This is a genomic window from Palleronia caenipelagi, assembly GCF_007004065.1.
Classification (GTDB): domain Bacteria; phylum Pseudomonadota; class Alphaproteobacteria; order Rhodobacterales; family Rhodobacteraceae; genus Palleronia; species Palleronia caenipelagi.
In genome coordinates this window covers 1-18,781 of the sequence record NZ_VFSV01000005.1, presented here as the reverse complement: position 1 = coordinate 18,781, position 18,781 = coordinate 1, and the positions used below count along the sequence as shown (strand labels likewise).

16 protein-coding genes and 8 pseudogenes are annotated in these 18,781 nt (G+C 57.9%); 11 read left to right on the top strand and 13 right to left on the bottom strand.

Annotated elements, in window-relative coordinates; all coding sequences use genetic code 11:
• Nucleotides 1–8 precede the first annotated feature (8 nt).
• From FEV53_RS03810 to FEV53_RS03800, 3 genes and pseudogenes are all read left to right on the top strand, one after another.
• Nucleotides 9–1,595, top strand: coding sequence for a heme biosynthesis protein HemY (locus FEV53_RS03810; RefSeq protein WP_142833495.1), 1,587 nt, complete (start codon nt 9–11; stop codon nt 1,593–1,595).
• A gap of 374 nt (nt 1,596–1,969) precedes the next feature.
• Entirely contained in the window at nt 1,970–3,319 is a 1,350-nt protein-coding gene (locus FEV53_RS03805) for a GH1 family beta-glucosidase (RefSeq protein WP_142833494.1), read from the top strand.
• 132 nt (nt 3,320–3,451) lie between these two features.
• Nucleotides 3,452–3,709: pseudogene (locus FEV53_RS03800) on the top strand (transposase); the annotation flags it as partial.
• A 163-nt stretch (nt 3,710–3,872) separates the two neighbouring features.
• Here FEV53_RS03800 and FEV53_RS03795 read toward each other — a convergent pair.
• From FEV53_RS03795 to FEV53_RS03750, 10 genes are all read right to left on the bottom strand, one after another.
• A complete protein-coding gene (locus tag FEV53_RS03795) occupies nt 3,873–4,250 on the bottom strand; it encodes a hypothetical protein (RefSeq protein ID WP_142833492.1) in 378 nt (125 codons plus the stop codon).
• Nucleotides 4,251–4,352: 102 nt separating this feature from the next.
• Complete coding sequence (locus FEV53_RS03790) at nt 4,353–5,021, bottom strand: phage protease (protein WP_142833491.1); 669 nt, start codon at nt 5,019–5,021, stop codon at nt 4,353–4,355.
• Between the two features lie 4 nt (nt 5,022–5,025).
• A complete protein-coding gene (locus FEV53_RS03785) occupies nt 5,026–5,919 on the bottom strand; it encodes a Mu-like prophage major head subunit gpT family protein (protein WP_185962092.1) in 894 nt (297 codons plus the stop codon).
• A 1-nt stretch (nt 5,920) separates the two neighbouring features.
• The gene (locus tag FEV53_RS03780; RefSeq protein ID WP_142833489.1) at nt 5,921–6,304 is read right to left on the bottom strand and encodes a hypothetical protein; all 384 of its coding nucleotides are present in this window, start codon (nt 6,302–6,304) and stop codon (nt 5,921–5,923) included.
• Between the two features lie 289 nt (nt 6,305–6,593).
• Nucleotides 6,594–7,535 (bottom strand): hypothetical protein, encoded by a 942-nt coding sequence (locus FEV53_RS03775; RefSeq protein ID WP_142833488.1) that lies wholly within the window; start codon nt 7,533–7,535, stop codon nt 6,594–6,596.
• Nucleotides 7,536–7,610: 75 nt separating this feature from the next.
• A complete protein-coding gene (locus FEV53_RS03770; protein WP_142833487.1) occupies nt 7,611–8,021 on the bottom strand; it encodes a regulatory protein GemA in 411 nt (136 codons plus the stop codon).
• The gene (locus FEV53_RS03765) at nt 8,015–8,395 is read right to left on the bottom strand and encodes a hypothetical protein (protein WP_142833486.1); all 381 of its coding nucleotides are present in this window, start codon (nt 8,393–8,395) and stop codon (nt 8,015–8,017) included. Before FEV53_RS03765 ends, FEV53_RS03770 begins: the two co-directional genes overlap by 7 nt.
• A gap of 38 nt (nt 8,396–8,433) precedes the next feature.
• A complete protein-coding gene (locus tag FEV53_RS03760) occupies nt 8,434–8,712 on the bottom strand; it encodes a hypothetical protein (RefSeq protein ID WP_142833485.1) in 279 nt (92 codons plus the stop codon).
• A 50-nt stretch (nt 8,713–8,762) separates the two neighbouring features.
• A complete protein-coding gene (locus FEV53_RS03755) occupies nt 8,763–9,548 on the bottom strand; it encodes an AAA family ATPase (RefSeq protein WP_142833484.1) in 786 nt (261 codons plus the stop codon).
• A gap of 55 nt (nt 9,549–9,603) precedes the next feature.
• The gene (locus tag FEV53_RS03750; protein ID WP_142833483.1) at nt 9,604–11,610 is read right to left on the bottom strand and encodes an integrase catalytic domain-containing protein; all 2,007 of its coding nucleotides are present in this window, start codon (nt 11,608–11,610) and stop codon (nt 9,604–9,606) included.
• Between the two features lie 274 nt (nt 11,611–11,884).
• On the opposite strand from FEV53_RS03750, the gene FEV53_RS03745 reads away from it, so the two are divergent.
• Complete coding sequence (locus FEV53_RS03745) at nt 11,885–12,400, top strand: hypothetical protein (protein WP_142833482.1); 516 nt, start codon at nt 11,885–11,887, stop codon at nt 12,398–12,400.
• A 268-nt stretch (nt 12,401–12,668) separates the two neighbouring features.
• Nucleotides 12,669–13,499: pseudogene (locus tag FEV53_RS03740) on the top strand (IS3 family transposase); the annotation flags it as partial.
• Nucleotides 13,500–13,546: 47 nt separating this feature from the next.
• On the opposite strand, the pseudogene FEV53_RS03735 reads toward FEV53_RS03740, so the two are convergent.
• A pseudogene (locus FEV53_RS03735) lies at nt 13,547–13,735 on the bottom strand (IS66 family transposase); the annotation flags it as partial.
• An 83-nt stretch (nt 13,736–13,818) separates the two neighbouring features.
• Here FEV53_RS03735 and FEV53_RS22030 point away from each other — a divergent pair.
• The 3 genes and pseudogenes from FEV53_RS22030 to FEV53_RS21180 form a co-directional block, all read left to right on the top strand.
• Nucleotides 13,819–14,177: pseudogene (locus tag FEV53_RS22030) on the top strand (transposase); the annotation flags it as partial.
• The gene (locus FEV53_RS21185) at nt 14,157–14,627 is read left to right on the top strand and encodes a transposase (RefSeq protein WP_425465473.1); all 471 of its coding nucleotides are present in this window, start codon (nt 14,157–14,159) and stop codon (nt 14,625–14,627) included. The pseudogene FEV53_RS22030 and the gene FEV53_RS21185, both read left to right, overlap by 21 nt.
• Nucleotides 14,624–14,839 carry a hypothetical protein gene (locus tag FEV53_RS21180; RefSeq protein ID WP_221931575.1) on the top strand — a complete coding sequence of 72 codons (216 nt, stop codon included), beginning with the start codon at nt 14,624–14,626 and terminating at the stop codon, nt 14,837–14,839. Before FEV53_RS21185 ends, FEV53_RS21180 begins: the two co-directional genes overlap by 4 nt.
• Nucleotides 14,840–15,108: 269 nt before the next feature.
• On the opposite strand, the pseudogene FEV53_RS03725 reads toward FEV53_RS21180, so the two are convergent.
• Nucleotides 15,109–15,492 (bottom strand): annotated as a pseudogene (locus FEV53_RS03725) (hypothetical protein); the annotation flags it as partial.
• Nucleotides 15,493–16,052: 560 nt separating this feature from the next.
• Here FEV53_RS03725 and yghX point away from each other — a divergent pair.
• From yghX to FEV53_RS03710, 3 genes and pseudogenes are all read left to right on the top strand, one after another.
• A complete protein-coding gene (gene yghX, locus FEV53_RS03720; RefSeq protein WP_142833479.1) occupies nt 16,053–16,967 on the top strand; it encodes a YghX family hydrolase in 915 nt (304 codons plus the stop codon).
• Nucleotides 16,968–17,093: 126 nt separating this feature from the next.
• Nucleotides 17,094–17,506 (top strand): annotated as a pseudogene (locus FEV53_RS03715) (integrase core domain-containing protein); the annotation flags it as partial.
• Nucleotides 17,458–17,586, top strand: a pseudogene (locus tag FEV53_RS03710) (transposase); the annotation flags it as partial. The pseudogenes FEV53_RS03715 and FEV53_RS03710, both read left to right, overlap by 49 nt.
• 53 nt (nt 17,587–17,639) lie before the next feature.
• Here the strand turns inward: FEV53_RS03710 and FEV53_RS03705 are convergent.
• Nucleotides 17,640–18,781 (bottom strand): annotated as a pseudogene (locus FEV53_RS03705) (IS256 family transposase); the annotation flags it as partial.

Sequence of the window (18,781 nt, the reverse complement as noted above, 5' to 3'; positions counted from 1 at the left end):
ACGCGCTGATGCTTTGGTCCCTACTCAAAGTCGTCATCTTTATCGCCATCGTCGGTCTTCTGGCCATCGGAGCGGGGCAACTTCTGAACGCAGATGGCTCCATCCGTGTTGCCTTTGCCGACATGGAAATTACGCTTGGTCCGCTCGGGGCAGCGATTGCGGCTGTTCTGGCCGTGCTGGCCGTCTGGCTTGGGCTGAAACTTCTGGGGCTGCTGGTGGCGTTCATCCGGTTCCTGTCGGGCGATGAAACAGCTCTGACCCGGCATTTCGCGCGCAATCGCGAAAAGAAGGGCCTCAAGGCGCTCAGTGATGCAATGCTGGCCGTGGCGGCTGGCGAAGGTCGTGAGGCACAGGCCAAAGCGGAACGCGCCGAGCATTATCTGGGCCGGCCCGATGTGACGGGGCTGTTGCTCGCGCAGGGCGCGGAAATCGCGGGCGACAAGAAGAAGGCCGAAGAGGTCTACAAGCAACTCGTTCAAGACGAACGCACCCGCTTTGTCGGCGTGCGCGGACTGCTCAAACATCAGATGGAGCAGGATAACACCGAAACCGCACTGGCGCTGGCCAAGGAAGCCTTCGCTCTAAAGCCCAAGCACGGCGAGACACAGGATACGCTCCTGAAACTTCAGGCCGCCACGAAGGACTGGGACGGCGCGCGCAAGACCCTCGCCGCTAAGGCGAAACAAGGCGCGCTGCCTCGCGACGTTGCCAAGCGCCGGGACGCGGTGCTGGCGCTGTCCGGGGCCCGCGAACTCCTTGATGAGAGCCTGACGCCCGAGGTACGCGAAGGCGCGATCGAGGCCAACCGTTTGTCGCCGGATCTGATCCCCGCAGCCGTTCTGGCCGCCCGTGGTTATATCAAGAACAACCAGGAGCGTTACGCGACCCGGGTTCTGAAAAAAGCCTGGGAAGCCCAGCCGCATCCGGATCTGGCCGCAGCGTTTGCCGAGATCCAGCCCGAGGAGAGTGCCGCCCAGCGGGTACGCCGGTTCACCACTTTGACGCGTATTCACCCCGATCATCCCGAGACGCGAATGCTGCTCGCTGAGTTGCACATTGCCAACGAGGATTTCCCGGCCGCGCGGCGCGCTCTGGGTGATCTGGCCACCAGCCACCCGACGGCCCGCTCGGTCACCATCATGGCGGCTGTTGAGCGGGGCGAAGGCTCCGATGACGCGATTGTGCGCGGTTGGCTCACCAAAGCGGCGACAGTCCCGCGCGGTCCTCAATGGGTCTGCGAAAACTGCCACACGGTTCATGGCGAATGGGCGGCGGTCTGCGACAATTGTAGCGCGTTTGACACCTTGGCCTGGAAGGAACCCAAGGAAGGCACGGTCGCTATGCCAGCAGGGACGGCGATGCTGCCTTTGATCGTCGGCCAACTGGAAAGCCAGCCAGTGGCCGAGGAGAGCACGGCGCCGTCCGAAGTTGCGGATGACGCGGTAGAGGTGACGGCGACCGAGGTGACGTCTGCCCTGGAACCGACCGGGCCTGTTTCCGTCGAGCAACCGGTAGAGCATAAGAAAGGGCATCAAAAACCCGATGCCGAAAATGCCGCGGATGGCGAGATCATCGTCGCTGCCGACAACTCCTGAGCTTCCTCGCTGAAGAAAAGAGCGTGCCTTTTGGCGCGCTCTTTTTTGTTTCGTCTAACCCTCGATAAGTCCCAAGAGCGTCGATCTGCTGCCGACACATTGCTATTTTTTGAGACAATGGCTGAGACTGCGACCCGGCACTATGGAGAGCGCTCGATTACACCCGGGAGCAGTTTTGAGACAAAACATTGTCTCTCGATGCAGTGCCGGGTCAGGAGGTGGACCGCGAGCAGCTAAATCCTGATCGGACCGGTTTTACTGTGGCGCCCGCTGACGATTCCGGACTTCCATTGTGAGGTTCATCATGCGACGGGCAAATGAAAATTCGGACAGCTTTGCTGTGAACATCTCAATTTTGAGAGGAGTAGAATAGTATGTCAGATTCCCCTTCTAACAAGCCTCAGAGGGCGCTGTTTTCTCGCGCGGACTTCCCCGATGACTTTGTCTTTGGCGCGGCGACCGCGGCCTATCAGATCGAAGGTCACAAATTTGGCGGTGCAGGGTCGAGCCATTGGGACACTTTTGCGGCCACTGGCTCAAATGTTGTCCGCAATGAGGACGGCGCGCTCGCATGCGATCACTTCCATCGCTGGGAGACGGATCTGGATTTGCTCAAGGATGGTGGTTTCGATGCCTATCGCTTTTCGGTGAGTTGGGCGCGGGTGATGCCGGACGGGATCACAGTCAATGAGGAGGGGCTCGCCTTCTATGACAAGCTTGTCGATGGTATCCTCGCCCGGGGATTGAAGCCTTACCTCACCCTTTATCATTGGGACCTCCCGTCGGCGCTCGCTGATCGCGGTGGGTGGATGAACCGGGAGACGGCAGAACGCTTTGCCGATTACGCAGAGGTCGTGATGGCCCGGATCGGTGACCGGGTGGTTCGTACGGCGACTATTAACGAGCCTTGGTGCGTCAGTGTATTGTCGCATTTGATCGGGGAACATGCGCCGGGCTTGCGGGATATTCGCGCCACAGCGCGCGCGATGCACCATGTGCAACTCGCGCACGGCCTCGCGGTTCATCGGTTGCGCGCCGCCGGGTATCAGAACCTTGGGGTTGTTCTGAATTTCGCGGACATTCTGCCATTCGGTGAGGGTCAGGAAGCAGCCGTCGACCGCGCGGATGCAATGACCAATCGCTGGTTCATCGAATCGATCGCCAAGGGCACCTATCCCGAGGTCGCGCTCGAGGGGCTGGAACGGCACATGCCTGATGGCTGGAGGGACGATATGGCGGTGATTTCCACTCCCATCGACTGGCTCGGCGTCAACTACTATACCCGGTCTCTCGTCTCAGACGCGCCGGACCTTCCCTGGCCCTCAACCCGAAACCATGAGGGGCCGTTGCCGAAAACGCAGATGGGCTGGGAGATTTATCCCGAGGGGCTCCGCAACCTGCTGGTCCGTATGGCACGGGATTATGTCGGTGATCTTCCTATCGTGGTCACCGAGAACGGCATGGCCTGGGCGGATGAGGTGATCGGCGGTGCCGTGACTGATGAGACGCGGGTCAATTACATCCGTGACCATATCGCGGCTGCGCGCGAAGCCATGGAGGGCGGCGCAAACCTTCAGGGCTTTTTCTACTGGTCCCTCCTCGACAATTACGAATGGGCCTTTGGCTATGAAAAGCGCTTTGGCATAGTGCATGTGGATTTCGAGACTCTTGACCGCACACCCAAAGGCAGTTGGCACGCGTTCAGAGAGGCTCTCTCCGGCTGACCGGTTGCGGGGTGCTGGCACGGGCACCCCGCGATTTGCTCAGCTTCGTTTGGCCGTTCGCCTCATATAGAGGTGGTCGCGGGATTTCGGACCGGGTGCTAATCTGTAGTGTCTGAGGAAGAACGCACAGAAATGACGAAACGGAAACGCTATTCTGCAGAGTTCAAGGCGAAGGTGGCTTTGGAAGCCATCCGCGAGGAGCTGACGACGGCCGAGCTGGCCAAGAAGTATGACATCCAGCCTACCATGATCAGCGGCTGGAAACGGACCGCGATTGAGAACATGGCACAGGCCTTCACCGGCCAGGCGACCGCGGAGCCGACGATATCGGCGGCAGAGGTCGGAAAGCTGCACGTCAAAATCGGGCAGCTGGTCGTGGAACGGGATTTTTTGTTGGAAGCCTCCAGTCTCATCCCCGGCACTGGAGGCAAAAAGCGGTTGTGGTGTAACCTATGTTTTGTGCCTGTTACTTAAGGATTGTTCCCGGACTACCCCGGAAGTCCCGCGCTGATCCGTGACGGGTCGGGCATTGGATCAATAGCAGGACAGCAGATCAGTCACGCGCCTGCCGTCGGTACCATGCGTGAATGGCGCTTTTCCCGACCCGGCGCGATGGCGGGAAATGGTCTGCAACAGCGGAGGCCAATTCAACGAATGTCATCCGGTCTATTCGCGCAAGTATAAACGCCTGCAATTCAGGGTCATTATTGATCTTTGAGGGGCGCCCGGATTTGTGTTGGCGTCGGTGTTCAGTGACAGGAACAGAGCAAGGCGGTAAACTGCCAATATTCACTTGTCGAATCGCAGACCTGATTTTCGCCAATTCGGATGAAGCCTTTTCAAGAGCTTTAAAGCCCTGTTCAAAGGCGGTGTGAGCGACCTTCAAGTGGTGCTCCAGCAGCTCGATGTCATCGTTTACTGCGTTGTCCATGACGCCCCTCCGATCAAATTTGCCCTGCGACAGGCCCGACCATGATCCCGCCGCAGGGCACCGGGTTCCACCCTGATCACCCGGTATTCCGTCGCGCCGCCCTCAGGCGAAAACACCGCTTCGGCGGTAGTCCTTAAACAGATCCTTGGCCGGTGCACCGGGCTTGGACCGGACCCAAGCCTCTAGCGCAGCGCGACTGACTGCGCAGAGGTCCATTGCCATCTGACGGTCTTCGGAACGAATGTGACCCGCAGCAATCAGCTCTGAGACAACCCGGCGGTTCTCACTTGTCTCTTGATCGCTTTCGGCCTCAGGACCGGCTGCGCAAAGCGCCCGCATTTCTAACGCTGGCGTGTTGGTCAGCCCTGCGCGGTCAATCCGCAAGACGGTGCCGTCACGCTCGCTCACCACCAATGACGGGCTGATGTAACGGTATTCGCGGTCCTCCAGCCTGCGTTTTCCCATCGGGGTCCACTCAATATCCGCCCAGATGCTTCCATCGGACTTCGCCCGGAAGCGCCGGACCCAGCCCGCCGCTGCGGTGCTCTTTCCCAGGTCGATGGCATGATCCAGATCGATAGGAACGCCCCGGCCAAGTGCGGCATTGGACGCCGCCAGAAGGGCAGCCGTATTGCGCACAAACCATGGGCCGCGCCCATCCTTCGGGCGGATTGGTCCGGCGGGCAGGAGCTGAACCTCGGATACGTCCGGCACACCCGCAGCCGGTAACGCGGGCAGATCAGAAGGGAGAGCTTCAATCCTGTCGGACATCTGCTCACTCCGACAGATGCGGCGTGACGATCAGCTCTGCGCTGTCAGCCCAGATATTGTCAGATCCGTTGATCCGCGCGGCCTTCAGGATCTGGCGCGCGGCGGTCTCGTTTTCCGGACCGACAACTAGGAGGTTCGGCATAACACCCATGATCCGCCCGCCATCGTGTCTGATCGACTGCATCCCTTGCCGGGCTGCGGCGTATGTCTCCGCAGTCAGAGCCTGCTTAGATCCGAATGCCAGTTGCCACAGCGCGAACTCGGCATTGACCCGCGCCCTTGTGCCGTAGAGGAATTCATCCTTGGTGAAGACCCGCGAGTCACTATCATTGGTGAGGCGCTGCGGTGTGTAGCCGATCCGCTTTTGGAATATAAACGGCTTGACCGCCTTCGTCGTGTCCAGAAGGAACCACATGGGTTCCGTTCCTGCGCCGAAATTCGAGACCGAAGCGACATTTCCGTCCTTGTCCCGCACGGGATGATCCGCATCAAAGAACGGCTGATTGTCGAAGCCCGGTTTCTCAAAGCCGTCCCGCATCAGTTGGAAGATCAGTTCGTCGGGGTGGCTGGCAGCCGCCTGAGCCATCATCCGAACCATCGGAGCATATATGCCGACCTTATCGTCCTCGATGTCCTCTCGCGATACCCGGATGGTCTGCTCGAATTTGCGGTTCCTGATCACGTAGGCGGCTGCCTGTGCGGTCGCGATATGTCGTTCACCGATCCATTCCCGAAGCTGCGGCAGTGAGGTCATCCAGCCGTAGGCTTCATCCGAGCCCGTGGATTTAACCTCCATGGCAACCTGCGACCAATAGGTCGGTGCGGCACTGTGAATGTCGTTGAAGATTGCATTGAAGCTGGTGAAGAGCGCGTCAATTGCGGCATTGTTGTTGAGCATGTCAGGGGTCCTGTTTGGGTGGGTAAACGTTGCCCCGTTGACGAAGAATACTCGCCCAACGGCGGGAAATGCCGTTGCGCAAGGCCACATCGTTCAGGGTGAGGTCGGGGTTTCGCAGATCAGAAAGGATCGCTGCACGGTGCTTTCGGAGATCGTATGTCCTTTGGGAAGGAAAGTCCCATTCGAAGCCGCCACAGCAATCCGCGAGATAGGTCGCGGCGGGCTCGCCGATGAGGTCGCACAGGCGCTCGAATTTCGCACTTTCTCGACGCGGGATGTAGTGCCGTCCGCCCGCAAAATTCTCCATCAGCAAGCGCTCCGCGTCAGGCCCTTGCTGTTGCCTGAGCGCGATCAGGTGCTCGGTGATGCAGTTGGATGACGACACGGGCTTGTTCCTGCTGTTCTTCACAGGAACATATTCCCCGAGTCCTCGGACTGCCGGGTGAAGGACTACACGGGCAAACCATGAGTGCTGTATTCAGCAAGGCATCATGCCGTCGCAGTCAGATCATCTGCCATGCTAAGGCAGGGCATAAGATTACCAGAGGTAGCATGGTGAATGGCGGCAGCGAGCGCTCACTACCGATTATCTCCGGTCCAGCTAAAGGCCGCTTTCAGAAAACAGATACAACGGGCGGGCAACTCCGCCTGAATGTGAATCTTGAGTAATAGAGCTAAACGGGCAGTAAGAGGAATTCTGCGAAGTCTTCAGTAAACTCAAATCGGTCGGCATTGTTGTACGTAGTTTCAATGATCGCGTCGTAATTTTGCATCACTTTCAGCATCGACTTCAAGTTGTCGTGGTCTTCAAAATAATAAGAGAAAATGGGATTCTTCGGGTCACCATTGTAGGACCAGTTCTTGGAACCAATGATGAATTCACGAACGAATGGCTCGTTAGTTAAATCATCCCGCATTTCCGCTACTAGGTTTGGCATCATGTTTTCAAGCTTCTGAAAGCTCCGAGACACTACAACTGCAAATCCGCGTATGCCTAGATATGCACGCATCTCGGCTAGGGTTTTCCACTCTCTAAGCTGATGAATGGAATGACTGGTGACATCCACGTCTATCAGCCTACTACAAGTCTGACAGAGCCAAATACCATTTTCGGCAGCGGCTCGTTCCTCGGCAGTCAAATTGGGATCATACCTAGGCCCACCTTCAGCAGCGGCAGTAATGTGCGCGGCAACACCAATGCTGGCACTTTCGTCGGCGCCGTCTGGTCCAATGGTAGGGCGCATACAGGTTTGATTTGAACATCGGTAACCTGCACGTTGCGCAATTGTTCTTTTAACGGGAGCTCTAAAATCGTCACGGTTTTCCATGCATAGAGAAATACGGCATCGGACGTTTGGTGAAAAGCGTTCATTGTCCGCGTCTGTCGGAAACTCAGCTTCGTCCGCACGACCGACAATGATGCCGGTCATGATAACGGGTGATGCTGCTACCGAGACCGGTAGATGTTTCTTCAGCGAAATAGCGCCAAGAGAAGCTGATCGGGCTCGCCAGAGGCTCTGAGCGGCGCGCTGAGAGCCTATCAGGATCGAGGGTTGTTGCCCTGCACTGCAAGGCAAGAAGGGCATTTTTGAAAGCGCTCCGGCGAATTTAAACACTGTTGGATTGGATGGCCCCGCCAGACGTAAAAAGGGCGGCGCAAATGCGCCGCCCTCTGGACGAATTGGTATCGATCAGGCTGCCCGCGCCTTCATGGCCTTCAGTGCGGTGATGGCCTTCTGTGCCTGCGATTTGGTCATGAACCGCAGGCTTGACAGCTTGAAGGTGCGAAAGAGCCATTTGTTCAGCTCAGCCTCGCCCCCGTAGTTGCCATGAGTGTATTCCCGCCAGATCGTGCGGATCAGCTCAAGCTGGGCGAAGCTCGCCATGCCGGGCCGGGTCCCATAGTCTTGCCCTTTGGCTGTCATGGGCGCGAAGCCACACCATTCGAAATACCCCATGACGGTGTTGAACCCGTCCTGATCCATCTCAGTCGCGCTCGTCACGCCCGCCAATTCAACCAGAACACACCGATACGCGGCATCGTTGAGGTTCAGCTTGGTCTTGGCGATATGCAACACCGCCTTCTGCTTGTTGCTCAGCATGGCTCTGCTTCCTTCTCTTTGCGAGACGCAGTGCAATCTTGAAGCGCGCGAGTGAGCTGGCGCATGGTCGGTTCCATCTCTTCATAGCGATCACGGAGCGTCATGCTGCAAAGTGACAGGATTGCAGCGAAACCTGCGTCATAGTCGGTTGAAATCCCGCACCGCACCGCGTTTTCGAGAAACCGCATCGCTTCTCCCGCCTCAAAAAGAAGATCGTGTTGCCTGTCGATGTGGAGGGCTGCGGTCTTCGCGTTTCCGCGAGACAGCTCCAGACTGACGAATTCAGCATCGCGCTTCGCCTCCGCCTTTCTTTCGATCTCGATCTGCTCGAAGGATTTTCCGGGTACGTAGCTTGCGCTTTCGTCGGCAGCCATTTTCAGTCTCCACTCGTGATCCGTGAGATGTCCATCAGTCATGACAGCCTCCCTTTTTGTCCGGCAGGGTCTGAGATCGTCGCGCTCCGCACGTAAGGCACGAGCATGGTGGCGAGGGTCGATGCGCGCTCGTTATCAAGTTGCAGCGCTTTCACCGCCTCAGCGAGCTTTGTTCCGAAGTCAGCCGTGAGTTCAGTCGGTTCAAAGAGACCCGCAATCGTGGCAATATGGCTCCGCACCACATCCGGGTAGGCCTCAAGATCGCCCACCACTTTACGAAGGTTCTCAAGGTCCGAAGCCTTCAAGGTCAGCGTCACGAAAATCTCCCGATCAGTATCGAGCATGCGTCCGGAGTTCACATTGAAGGTCATGACTGGCCTACCATCATGCGAATGACAAAAGCGAGGTGATCGGCTGTAACGGGCTTGCCGTCTTGCTCAGCCCGGATCTTGGCCTGTCTCGCCGCCTTTGCAGCCGCGCGCAGACTGCCGCGATCTTCTCCAAAGGCTTGGACCATCGCTCGCAGGTCTTTCACCTCCGCGCTGTCGCCCGGAAAGAGCGCACCAGCATGGGCGGCATGTTCAGCAGCCGATGGGCGGGGCAGGCGAATGTTGTGTGTGATACGGTCCCAAAGAGGCAGAAGATCGACACGCTCTTTGCGCGTTCCATTGCTCAGAAACTGGTCGTTGCCTACCATGACGATGCCGAAGGCAGGGCACCACTCGTCGCCTAGTCTTGCCAGATCGCCCCGATCCCAGAGACCCCGGAGCTGCCCAATGATCGGAGCAGCAAGGTCCTGTGCTTCGTCCACGATCAGAACCGATTTTTGCCCGTAGGGTCGGAAGGGATAGCCCGCGAGCATTCCGAAAGCGAGTTCAAGGCCCTCGGCGCTCGATACGCCCTCACGACCGTGCAGCGCCCTCAGGAATTCTGCGATCTTGCCTTGGCATGATCCAGCAGCCGTGATGCTGGTCACAAGTGCCCCGGCCTTTTCACACTCGGCGATGGCCCGACGAAGCGCGAAGCTCTTTCCAATGCCGACCGGGCCACGGCAAATTGCGAGCCCGGCACCGGTGAGAACGTCGCCAATGACGTCTCGCAATATTGCGAAAACCGCCGTTTCAATGGTAGGTATGTCTGGTAAGTCTGTCATGGCTCAATCCTTTGACAGGGTTGCATCCAGAAGGGCCGATGAGAGTAGACGCCAATCACGTCTCACCGGCCCTTCGCTCTTCTCCCGCGCGGTAGTGGCGAAGGAAGTCTTCAATCTCCGCTCGACGCTTCTGGTCTTCATCGGCTTCAATCTCGGCCGGGCCGGGCGGCACCGCCGTCTTGTCGATGGCCTGCGTCCAGAATTCAGGGGATGGCGCGTTCGGCGCGATCCGCTCAATCGCCTGCTTTTGAAACTCGAATGTTGAGATTGTCGGGTCGATCTGCTGCCTCAGAGCGCGCACGACATCTTTCTTGTGCCGCTCCAACTCCGACTGGCGGCGTGCACCATCTCTGTCGCCATGCTGATAAATCTGCTCAGGCTGGACCCAGCAGCCGTCGCCCAGATCCCGGTGACGCACGAAGAGAAGGTCAGAGACGCCGCGTAGCGGAATGAGGATCTCGACACGCGTTCCTGCCGGGAGCTTTGCCAGATCGCGACAATACCACTGGCGGTGATCATATTCGATCATGCTTTGCCGGATTTTGCGGGTCTCGGATTTGCTGAACATGAGATCGAATGCGCGCTCGCTGGGGACGCGGGCGACAAAGCCGGTCTCATCTATTCGGCGCTCCAACATTTCTATCGGTGAGAGGCCGTTTAAACGCCCGGTTTGTGGCCTGTCATTGTAGATTGCGACCGCAGCCAGAATGTCTTGTGCCAAATGATCGAGCCCTCGTTTGTAAGGCTCGACCACCTTACCTTTGTTGGCGGTCTTCTTGTTGGTCCGGTCGCCTCCAATCCAGCCCGGCAAGCCTTTGAAAATCGGCTCAAGGATGCCGAAAAAGCCTTCGATCTCTCCCTTCGAGGTCGGGCTATATGGGCGGGCCAGCGTAACCTTGAATTCACGGTCAGCCAGGACGGCAAGCCGTCCCATTGAGGGCATGATCTGGCCGTATTCGGAGCCGTTATCGAGGTAGAATTCCTGCGGTATTCCACCGTGCGGGCACATGGCAACTTGCGCCAGCGAGGCTGCCACATCCTCTTGTCGTATGCCCTTACCTTTAGATAGGAAGACCGGTGTGACCCATGCGAAAAGGCTGGACGCATCCAGCCAAGCAATCAGGCGAACGCGGACAGGTTCGGCTTCCTCTTCGACAAGAATGTCCGCATAGTGGACATCCCCGATCAACAATCCCATCGGAGTAGAGTGCAGATCCCGGCGAATGCGGGCGACTTCGGCGTCTTGAAAAGCCTTGTGATCTTTGTCGTGGGTTGCAACCAGTGCGTACTGTTTCAAACCGGCACGGTCGGCCCATTTGGCATTCAGCCTACAGATCTGCTTTAGCTTCGAAGACGGCAGCTTTGACCCGTGTTCCGCGCAATGGCGCGCTAATCGCTGCCCGGACAGCCGCAAAACCTCGCGCTGCGAAACCCCGTCATTCGCCATCATACTGCGGGCGTCAGCGGCGACCTTTTTGGCGACCTCGACCCGCACATCGTCTGGTAAATCGATCTCATGATCCCAAGCTCGACTAACCAAAACACGGACTTTGCCGGGTTGGCCGTTAGCCTTCGGCGTCAAGCCGATCAGGCCCTCTTGCTCATAGGCTTGCAACCAGCCCCGCAATGCCTTGACGGTCAGCTTTTGTGGCTTGCCCCGATAATTGATCGGTTTACTGGCGATCAGCTTCAGCGCGGCTGCCCGCTCTGCCGAGCGGGGCGGCGTGTCAATGGCAGGTCGGATAATGTCAAAGCGCTCTGATTGAACCCGCAACCGCCAAGGTTCGACCTTGGATGAGCGGTCTCTTGAAACGTCGACATTATTAGGGGCGAGGTGCGATCTCAGTGCCGGAAATGCGTCAAGAAACTCTGACGAAGCCCGCGATAGGTCGAGTGCCCAACGACGACGCGAGGAGTCTCGCTGAGTATCGTTCATTTGAACGAAAGGGAGATCAAAACCGGACCATCGATGTCCATTTTTTGCCGCCTTTTGAAGGCCGCGCAGGGACCTTTGTGAAGCGTCTGCAACAGCGCGTAACGGTATGATTACCGGCGTTGTCATTCGATCATGCCCACGGCTGTAAGGAAACGCTGAGCCAATGCCACTGACTTTGGGCCACAGCGCTCGCCGGACAGAGCCTGCGTGACAGCCTGCCGAACAAACCCATGCTTAATGCAGAACGCATTTAGCGAAGTTCCGCGTTCCACCAACGACGCGCGCACACTTCTTAAAAGTTCAGGCGAAGGCTTCTGCATTCCACATTTTTCCGCTACAGTGCGTACTCTGCACTTTGCAACACTAACAGTCTACAAAGTGGAATTCAAGAGGTGACAAAGTGGACGACGTGGAAGAGACTATTACCGCATTGAAGGCGCTGTACAGTGTCCAAACAGACACAGATCTAGCTGCGGCATTACAGCTCGGTAAGAGCGCCATCGGCGCTTGGAGAAGACGGGGCAGAGTTCCTAACAGATATCAACCTGCGCATCATGAAGATCTGTTAAAATACAGAGAGATTCCGAAGGCACGCCTAAGCTATCTAGAAGAGCTCGCTAAATGTCTCGCATTGATGCGTATGATAAGGGATTTTCAAAATGTCACAAAGGATCAACGAGTGTTTTTTACAGTTGGTAGGTTCTTAAATAGTGCGTTTGACGCGCGATATGAGAGTGCGCTCAAACAATTAAGCGACATAGACGTCAGAGTTGATGACACAATACCAGAGCACATTTCCCTTCAAGATTCCGCGTTTAAATACGAAGAAATGTATCAGGATATCGAAGGCGCTTTTCAGGTGTTGGTTCACGACGAATTTTTCTCGAAGGATGGATTGCGTGACACAGTTCGCTAGACAGCCTTACAACAGACCATAACTTTGATATTTTCAATAGCTTACGTTAATTTCCAGAATGTTGCTTTAACGAACCACGACTTTTTAGATGTTTTATATTTATCAGCATCTTGCGTCACCAGATGGATGATCTAAGAACATTCCATAGGTGACGGCGAGGGAAAATCCTTAAGTGGCACTTCACAGAACCCCCAAGCCCTCGCCATGCGCCCCCGGCCCCAGCACCTCGCATCGGTCGTGGAGCAATTCTCCGACGGCGAGCTGCACGGTGAAGAAAGACCATCCCGATCTTAGCGTCCGACGGCAATGCAGCCTGCTGTCACTGGCACGCTCAACCCTCTACTACCAGCCGCGTGGGGAAAGCCCCGAGAACCTGAAGTTCATGGAAATCATCGATTGTCAGTTCCTCGAGACGCCATGGTATGGCTCACGCCAGATGGTCCGGCACTTGGCTCGCGCGGGACATAAATGCGGCCGACATCGTGTGCGGCGGCTGATGCAGCTCATGCGGTTGGTGCCTATCTACCAGGAACCGAAGACCAGCAAGAAGCACCCGGAGCACAAGATATATCCATATCTTCTGAAGGACTTACCCATCCCCCGACCTAACCAGGTCTGGTGTGCTGACATCAGCTACATCCCGATGCGCCGGGGGTTTCTCTATCACGTGGCCATCATGGATTGGCACAGCCGGAAGGTGCTGAGCTGGCGGCTCTCGAACAGCATGGACGCGGGGTTCTGCGTCGAGGCTTTGAAAGAAGCGCTGGCTCGATACAGCACCCCCGAGATTTTCAACACCGATCAAGGATCCCAACTCACCAGCACCGACTTCACCGACGTGCTGCGCGACGCAAAGATCAAAATCTCGATGGATGGCCGGGGCCGCTGGATCGACAACCGGATGATCGAGCGGCTCTGGCGATCCCTCAAATACGAATGCGTCTACTTGAACGCCTTCGAAACAGGTTCCGAAGCCCGGGACGGGATCGGTGACTGGATCAGCTACTACAACGAAAGACGCCCGCACTCATYACATGGGATCATGACGCCGGACGAGGCCTATGACAGGCAATCTCCGGACCTGAAGGTTGCCGCCTGAAATGAAACCAATGCTATAGCTTAGCACGGCGGCAAACTGGTCGAATTTCAAGGACCACCTCTTTCATCATGCCGGTCCAGATGATCAGGTAACGGCTTGCGGTTATGCTGGCGGGGCGCCTTGTCCTCAATGGGCGGTTGCGCGGGTTGGGCTTGCTCGTCCGCCGCTTCAGCGATCTCCTCGTCCTCTTCGAAGGTCAAGTTGAGCTGATCCAGGCTCTCGGAGCGCACACCAAACCGATGACGGTTCTGGCCGAGCGTGTCTTATGAAGTCGGTCGACGGCTTAGCCGGTCGGCTGATCTGAGGTCAGAACACCGGGATGCCATTCAAGCACACCGCGTCACGGCGGGACAAGTTTGCGAAGGCAAAGTACCGGGTTACGAATTGGGTGGAATGCAACGAGAGCCTTCGTCGGCGCGGTGATGTGACGGTCTGGCTCAGCGAGGATGCGATGGCCGGCAGGAGCTCACCGCCCTCTGGCAAACGCGGTACGCAGCGGCGATATTCGGACCTGCCGATCGAGGCCTGCCTGACCATGCGCGTCGTGCTCAGACTGGCGCTTCGTCATCGCAGGGCTTCGTGCGAAGTCTTTTGCGGCTCATGCGGATTGAACTACCCGTGCCGGATTTCTCCACGCTCTGCCGCCGCGCGCCGTCCTTGAAGATCGCGTCGGTCCGAAAGCCCACAGGCGGTTCGATCACGCTTATTGTAGACAGTACGCGTCTGCGCATCCATGGCGGTCGGGACTGGATGAGCGAGAAGCACAGGCTGCCGAAGGCTCGCAAAACATTGCGCAAACTGCATATCGGCCTTGATCCCGAGAGCGGTCACATCGTCACGTCCAGCCTGACCACCGAGCATGTCGGCGATCCCGCCGCGCTGCCCGGGTTGCTGGCTCAGGTGGCGGAGGCTGTGTGCCGTTTCCTTGGCGACGGCGCCTATGACGGCGCGCCGCCCGCAGCGACGATACAGGAAGCCTTCGGGCCGGATGTGGAGGTAATCATTCCTCCGGGGCTCCGCCCGTTCGAGGCTGAATTGATCCACCGGATCAATTCTCTATCGCCTCTCACCCACCGGGTAACGCCGTCCCCGGCGATTGCGACGTCCACAATGCCCATATCCCGATGAGCGCCGACCACGGTCGTATCGCCTGGCAGAAGGCGACCGGCTTCGGTCAGCGCTCCCGTGTCGAAGCCCAGATCGGCCGCTACAAGCAGGTGATCGGGCCCGAGCTACGAGGTCGAAATATGGAGAGCCAGACGACCGAGACTCTAATCGCCGTCGAAGCCCTCAACCGAATGACCGACCTCGGTCGCGCTGCCTATGAGCGTGTCATCTGATCAGGCAGGGAAAGCGGCAAATGCGCCCTGACTTTGATCTATTCAACACGCTCCTTCTGGATCGTGTTCCGCGACTATCCGGTCGCCCGCGCCACAGATCGGATGCTGCGGCCTTCCCGCATTATCCATCAATAACACCCGCTCTTTCCTCCGCACAATTCTGCGCAGATGTTAACGAAATCAGGTGGGGCAATTTTACTCGCTCATAACCAATCCAAGTGGGTCAAATTTGGATGCCGGTTCACAGGCTAATGGCGCGACATGGCTTATCGTTGAAGACAGCGATTCAGAGAAGAACGTGTCAGATGCGGGATCGACGGCTGGAATGCATAAAGACCGTTCGTCGCTACAGACGCGCGCCCGGATCGTTTGCCTGACGCTCGAACTCCAGCGGCAACAGAGGGTGCGGCCGGGACGCGACGATCATGGCTTCCTGCTCCGCGCTCAAAACAGTTGAACGCGGCTCTTTCGGACGGGTCTTCTGGTCTTCCACCGTCTGCCGCTTACGCCACTTCGCGACGGTCTTGGGATTGATCCCCAACTCCCGGCTCAGTTGCGCGAGTGAAGCTTGCATCAGCTCGTATTGCAGTTCTGACGGCGTGCGTGGTCGCGGCGCTCCCATGACGAACTTGTCCCGAAACGCTTTCTTTCATTTCCGAGAATGGTTCACACGATCAAACCGTGCGATTAAACATCCCAGCCGGGCCTGCCGTCAGCGCAGGCCGCAGGCGATCTGCGGGGCGAATTTGAGGAACCACCGCCGGATGGTCACGTAAGAAACGTCGATCCCGCGCTTCTGTAACATTTCTTCGACTTAGTTTGGGCTGAGGTCGAAGCGAATGCATAGCCAAACGGCATAAGCGATAATCTAAGGCAGGACACAGTGGCGTTTGCAGCTGATTTGCGACTGAGATATCGGCCTCAGCCTGGATGATATCACGGCGGCGTCAACAAGCTTCGAGCTAACGTGACATCGCCGTTTTCAGACATTCTTTTCAAGGATGATCGACCGCGTCGGTCAGCCGGCCCATCGTGTGGGGCGGTGGCATTCATCCTCCTTTGAGATCTACGGCGGTTTCAAGGATTGACTGGTTATGCTGGAATCTGATCATAATCTCGGTGACTGGACGATCCACGCGCCAAAGTTGTCAGGATGCAGAACTGATCTGCAGAGAGACGTCCATATGTCAGTACTTTTTTCGGGAGACCTTAAATGAACGAACATGCGCCTGCCCGCCGATTAACAGCGGCCGATTTCGATCAGGACCTCCTCGATCTCTACGACTATTACGTTCACGGCAAAATCTCGAAAAGAGATTTTCTTGATCGGGCTGGCAAGTGGGCGGTTGGAGGTCTGACGGCCGCCGCCATTCTCAATACGCTGTCGCCGAATTATGCGCTTGCTCAGCAGGTGGCCGACGATGATCCTGATATCACGGGTGAAGATATCGTTTATGCGAGCCCGAACGGTACGGGTGATATCACCGCCTATCTCGTCCGCCCCACCGAGATTGATCCCGATAGACCGCCCGCAGCCGTTCTGGTGGTACATGAGAACCGGGGGCTGAACCCGTATATCCGGGATGTGGTGCGGCGTCTGGCGAAGGCTGGTTTCATCGCCATGGGACCCGACGGCCTGTCGTCTCTGGGAGGGTATCCCGGCACGGATGATGAAGGTCGCGAGATGCAGCGGACCCTTGATCAGGGAAAACTGCTGAACGATTTCTTTGCGGGCTTTGAATATCTTCAGGCTATGGAGGGCACAAACGGCAAGGTCGGGGCAACCGGTTTTTGTTACGGTGGCGGCGTCGTGAGCCGATTGGCGGCAGCTTATCCTGAAATGGCCGCAGGGGTGCCCTTTTACGGCTCATTCCCCGATGCGGAACAGGTCGCCGGGATCGAAGCACCGCTGATGATCCAGCTTGCAGCTCTCGACCAGCGTATCAACGCAATGTGGCCGCCGTTTCAGAAAGCCATGGAGGAGAACGACAAGCGGTACGAAGCGTATATTTACCCCGGCGTGAACCACGGCTTTCACAACGATACGACACCGCGATATGACGAAGCGGCCGCGACGCTGGCTGAGCAGCGCATGATCGCATGGTTCCGGACGTATCTCGCAGGCTGATCACAAGTGGTATGGTGGTAGTCCTAGCGTGACACCCGGAGCCCGTAGTGGCGCCTTTGCCCGCCTGTCGAGGCGGGCCTGAGCCGGGGTCCTGATGGCACTGATCGATGTCGGTGTGATTGCGGGACCAATGATGGACGGGCTTTCTGGACCCTCAACATCGTGGACGAAGACAGCAAGGAGTGCCTGGCGATCAAGGCAGAGTCTTCATACGCTCGGACAATGGTCCGGAGTTTGTCGCCCAGGCCGTCCGGGACTGGATCGGTGCCGTCCGCGCAAAGACGGCTTACATCGAGCCGTTCGTTGGGGAATTGATCCCCCGACCAATTACTGCTCCGCCTCACCCTTGGGAAAACGGCTATTGCGAAAGCTTCAACGGGCGGTTCCGCGACGAACTGCTCGACGGAGAAATCTTCTCCAGCCTGCGCGAGGCCCAAATCCTGATCGAGCGATGGAGGCGGCACTACAACACGAAGCGTCCAAACAGTGCCTTGAGATACCGCCGAATCTGTCGCTGTCGCAGGTCATGCGGCGGATAAAGGACCGCTCGTCGCGCCGTATTCAAATGGAGTTTCCGGAGGTGCGCAAACGGTACTGGGACAGGCAATTTTGCGCCCGTCCGGGTCACGTCCGTCAAGGTGTTGTAATTGGTCGGGTGGCCTGAGGCCATGATCAGGCGGCTTGTGTCGTGATGCTGAGAATGGGATCGGTCTGCTCGTGGTCGATCTGGGCGAAGGCTTCGACCTGCATGTAGCGGCTGGCGGTCTGCCATTCGTCGTTCTGCTCGAACAGCACAGCACCGATCCGGCGAATGATTGAGGCTTCGTTCGGAAGTGAGGGCCGGACTGCCATCGGTTCGAAGGAGGGCCCGAACCCGACGACATCGGCGCGGCGTTTGACCTCCTTGTTGAGGCGCTCGATCGGGTTGGTGCTGTGTAACCTGGTGCGGTGCTGGCGCGGGAAGGCCATGCGGGCCAAGACGTCGTGCTCACTGGCATCCATCAGCTCGGCCAGTTTGGGCCGGCGGGGGCGAAGCTGATCTGCCACCTTGCGCCATGTTTCTCCGGCTGATGCGCGGTCGGGCTGGTCGAAGGCCTGGCGGAACGAGCCATTGAGGCGCCATTGGTTCGAGCCCGATGGCGAGTGCGGCCACGACGGTGTGCTGGCCGCGTGACACATGGGCGAGCGCATTGCGCATCCAGTGGACGCGGCAGCGCTGCCCGTTCGCAGGCTCACCCTCAAACACACGCTCGATGGCGGCACGCAGGCCACTGTGGGCGTCGCTGATCACCAGCTTGGTGCCATCGCGCCCACGCGCCTTCAGTCCCCGCAGGACGTCCATCCAGAAGGGTAAGCCGGGCCAGGAAACGATCCGGGGGATCGTTTCCCCGGTGAACGCTTCAGACGGGCCTGATCCAAGGCCGATGATCTCACGTCGCCCGTCGGTGTTGGCCGCAACCGCTATTATCGCCGCCACGCTGACGATCCGGTCGCCCTGGCGGACCTTGAGATATCTCGCGTCCAGCCAGAGTGAGCCAATCGAACGCCAATGGTCCGAGAGACATTGGCGAACGGCCATTCGCCGGTGAGCGGGCGGTTCAGGAACTCGTTCACGCGCTCATCAATGTCTTTGCACAGCTTCGACACTGTGCTCTTGGAGATGCCAGACAAGCCCATAGCCTGCGCTAACTCATCAACCCGGCCCGTAGACACGCCGCCCATCCATGCTTCTTGGATCACAGCAACAAGCGCCTTCTCGGACGTCTTGCGGGGTTCCAGAAAGCCGGGGAAATAGCTGCCCTGCCGCAGCTTCG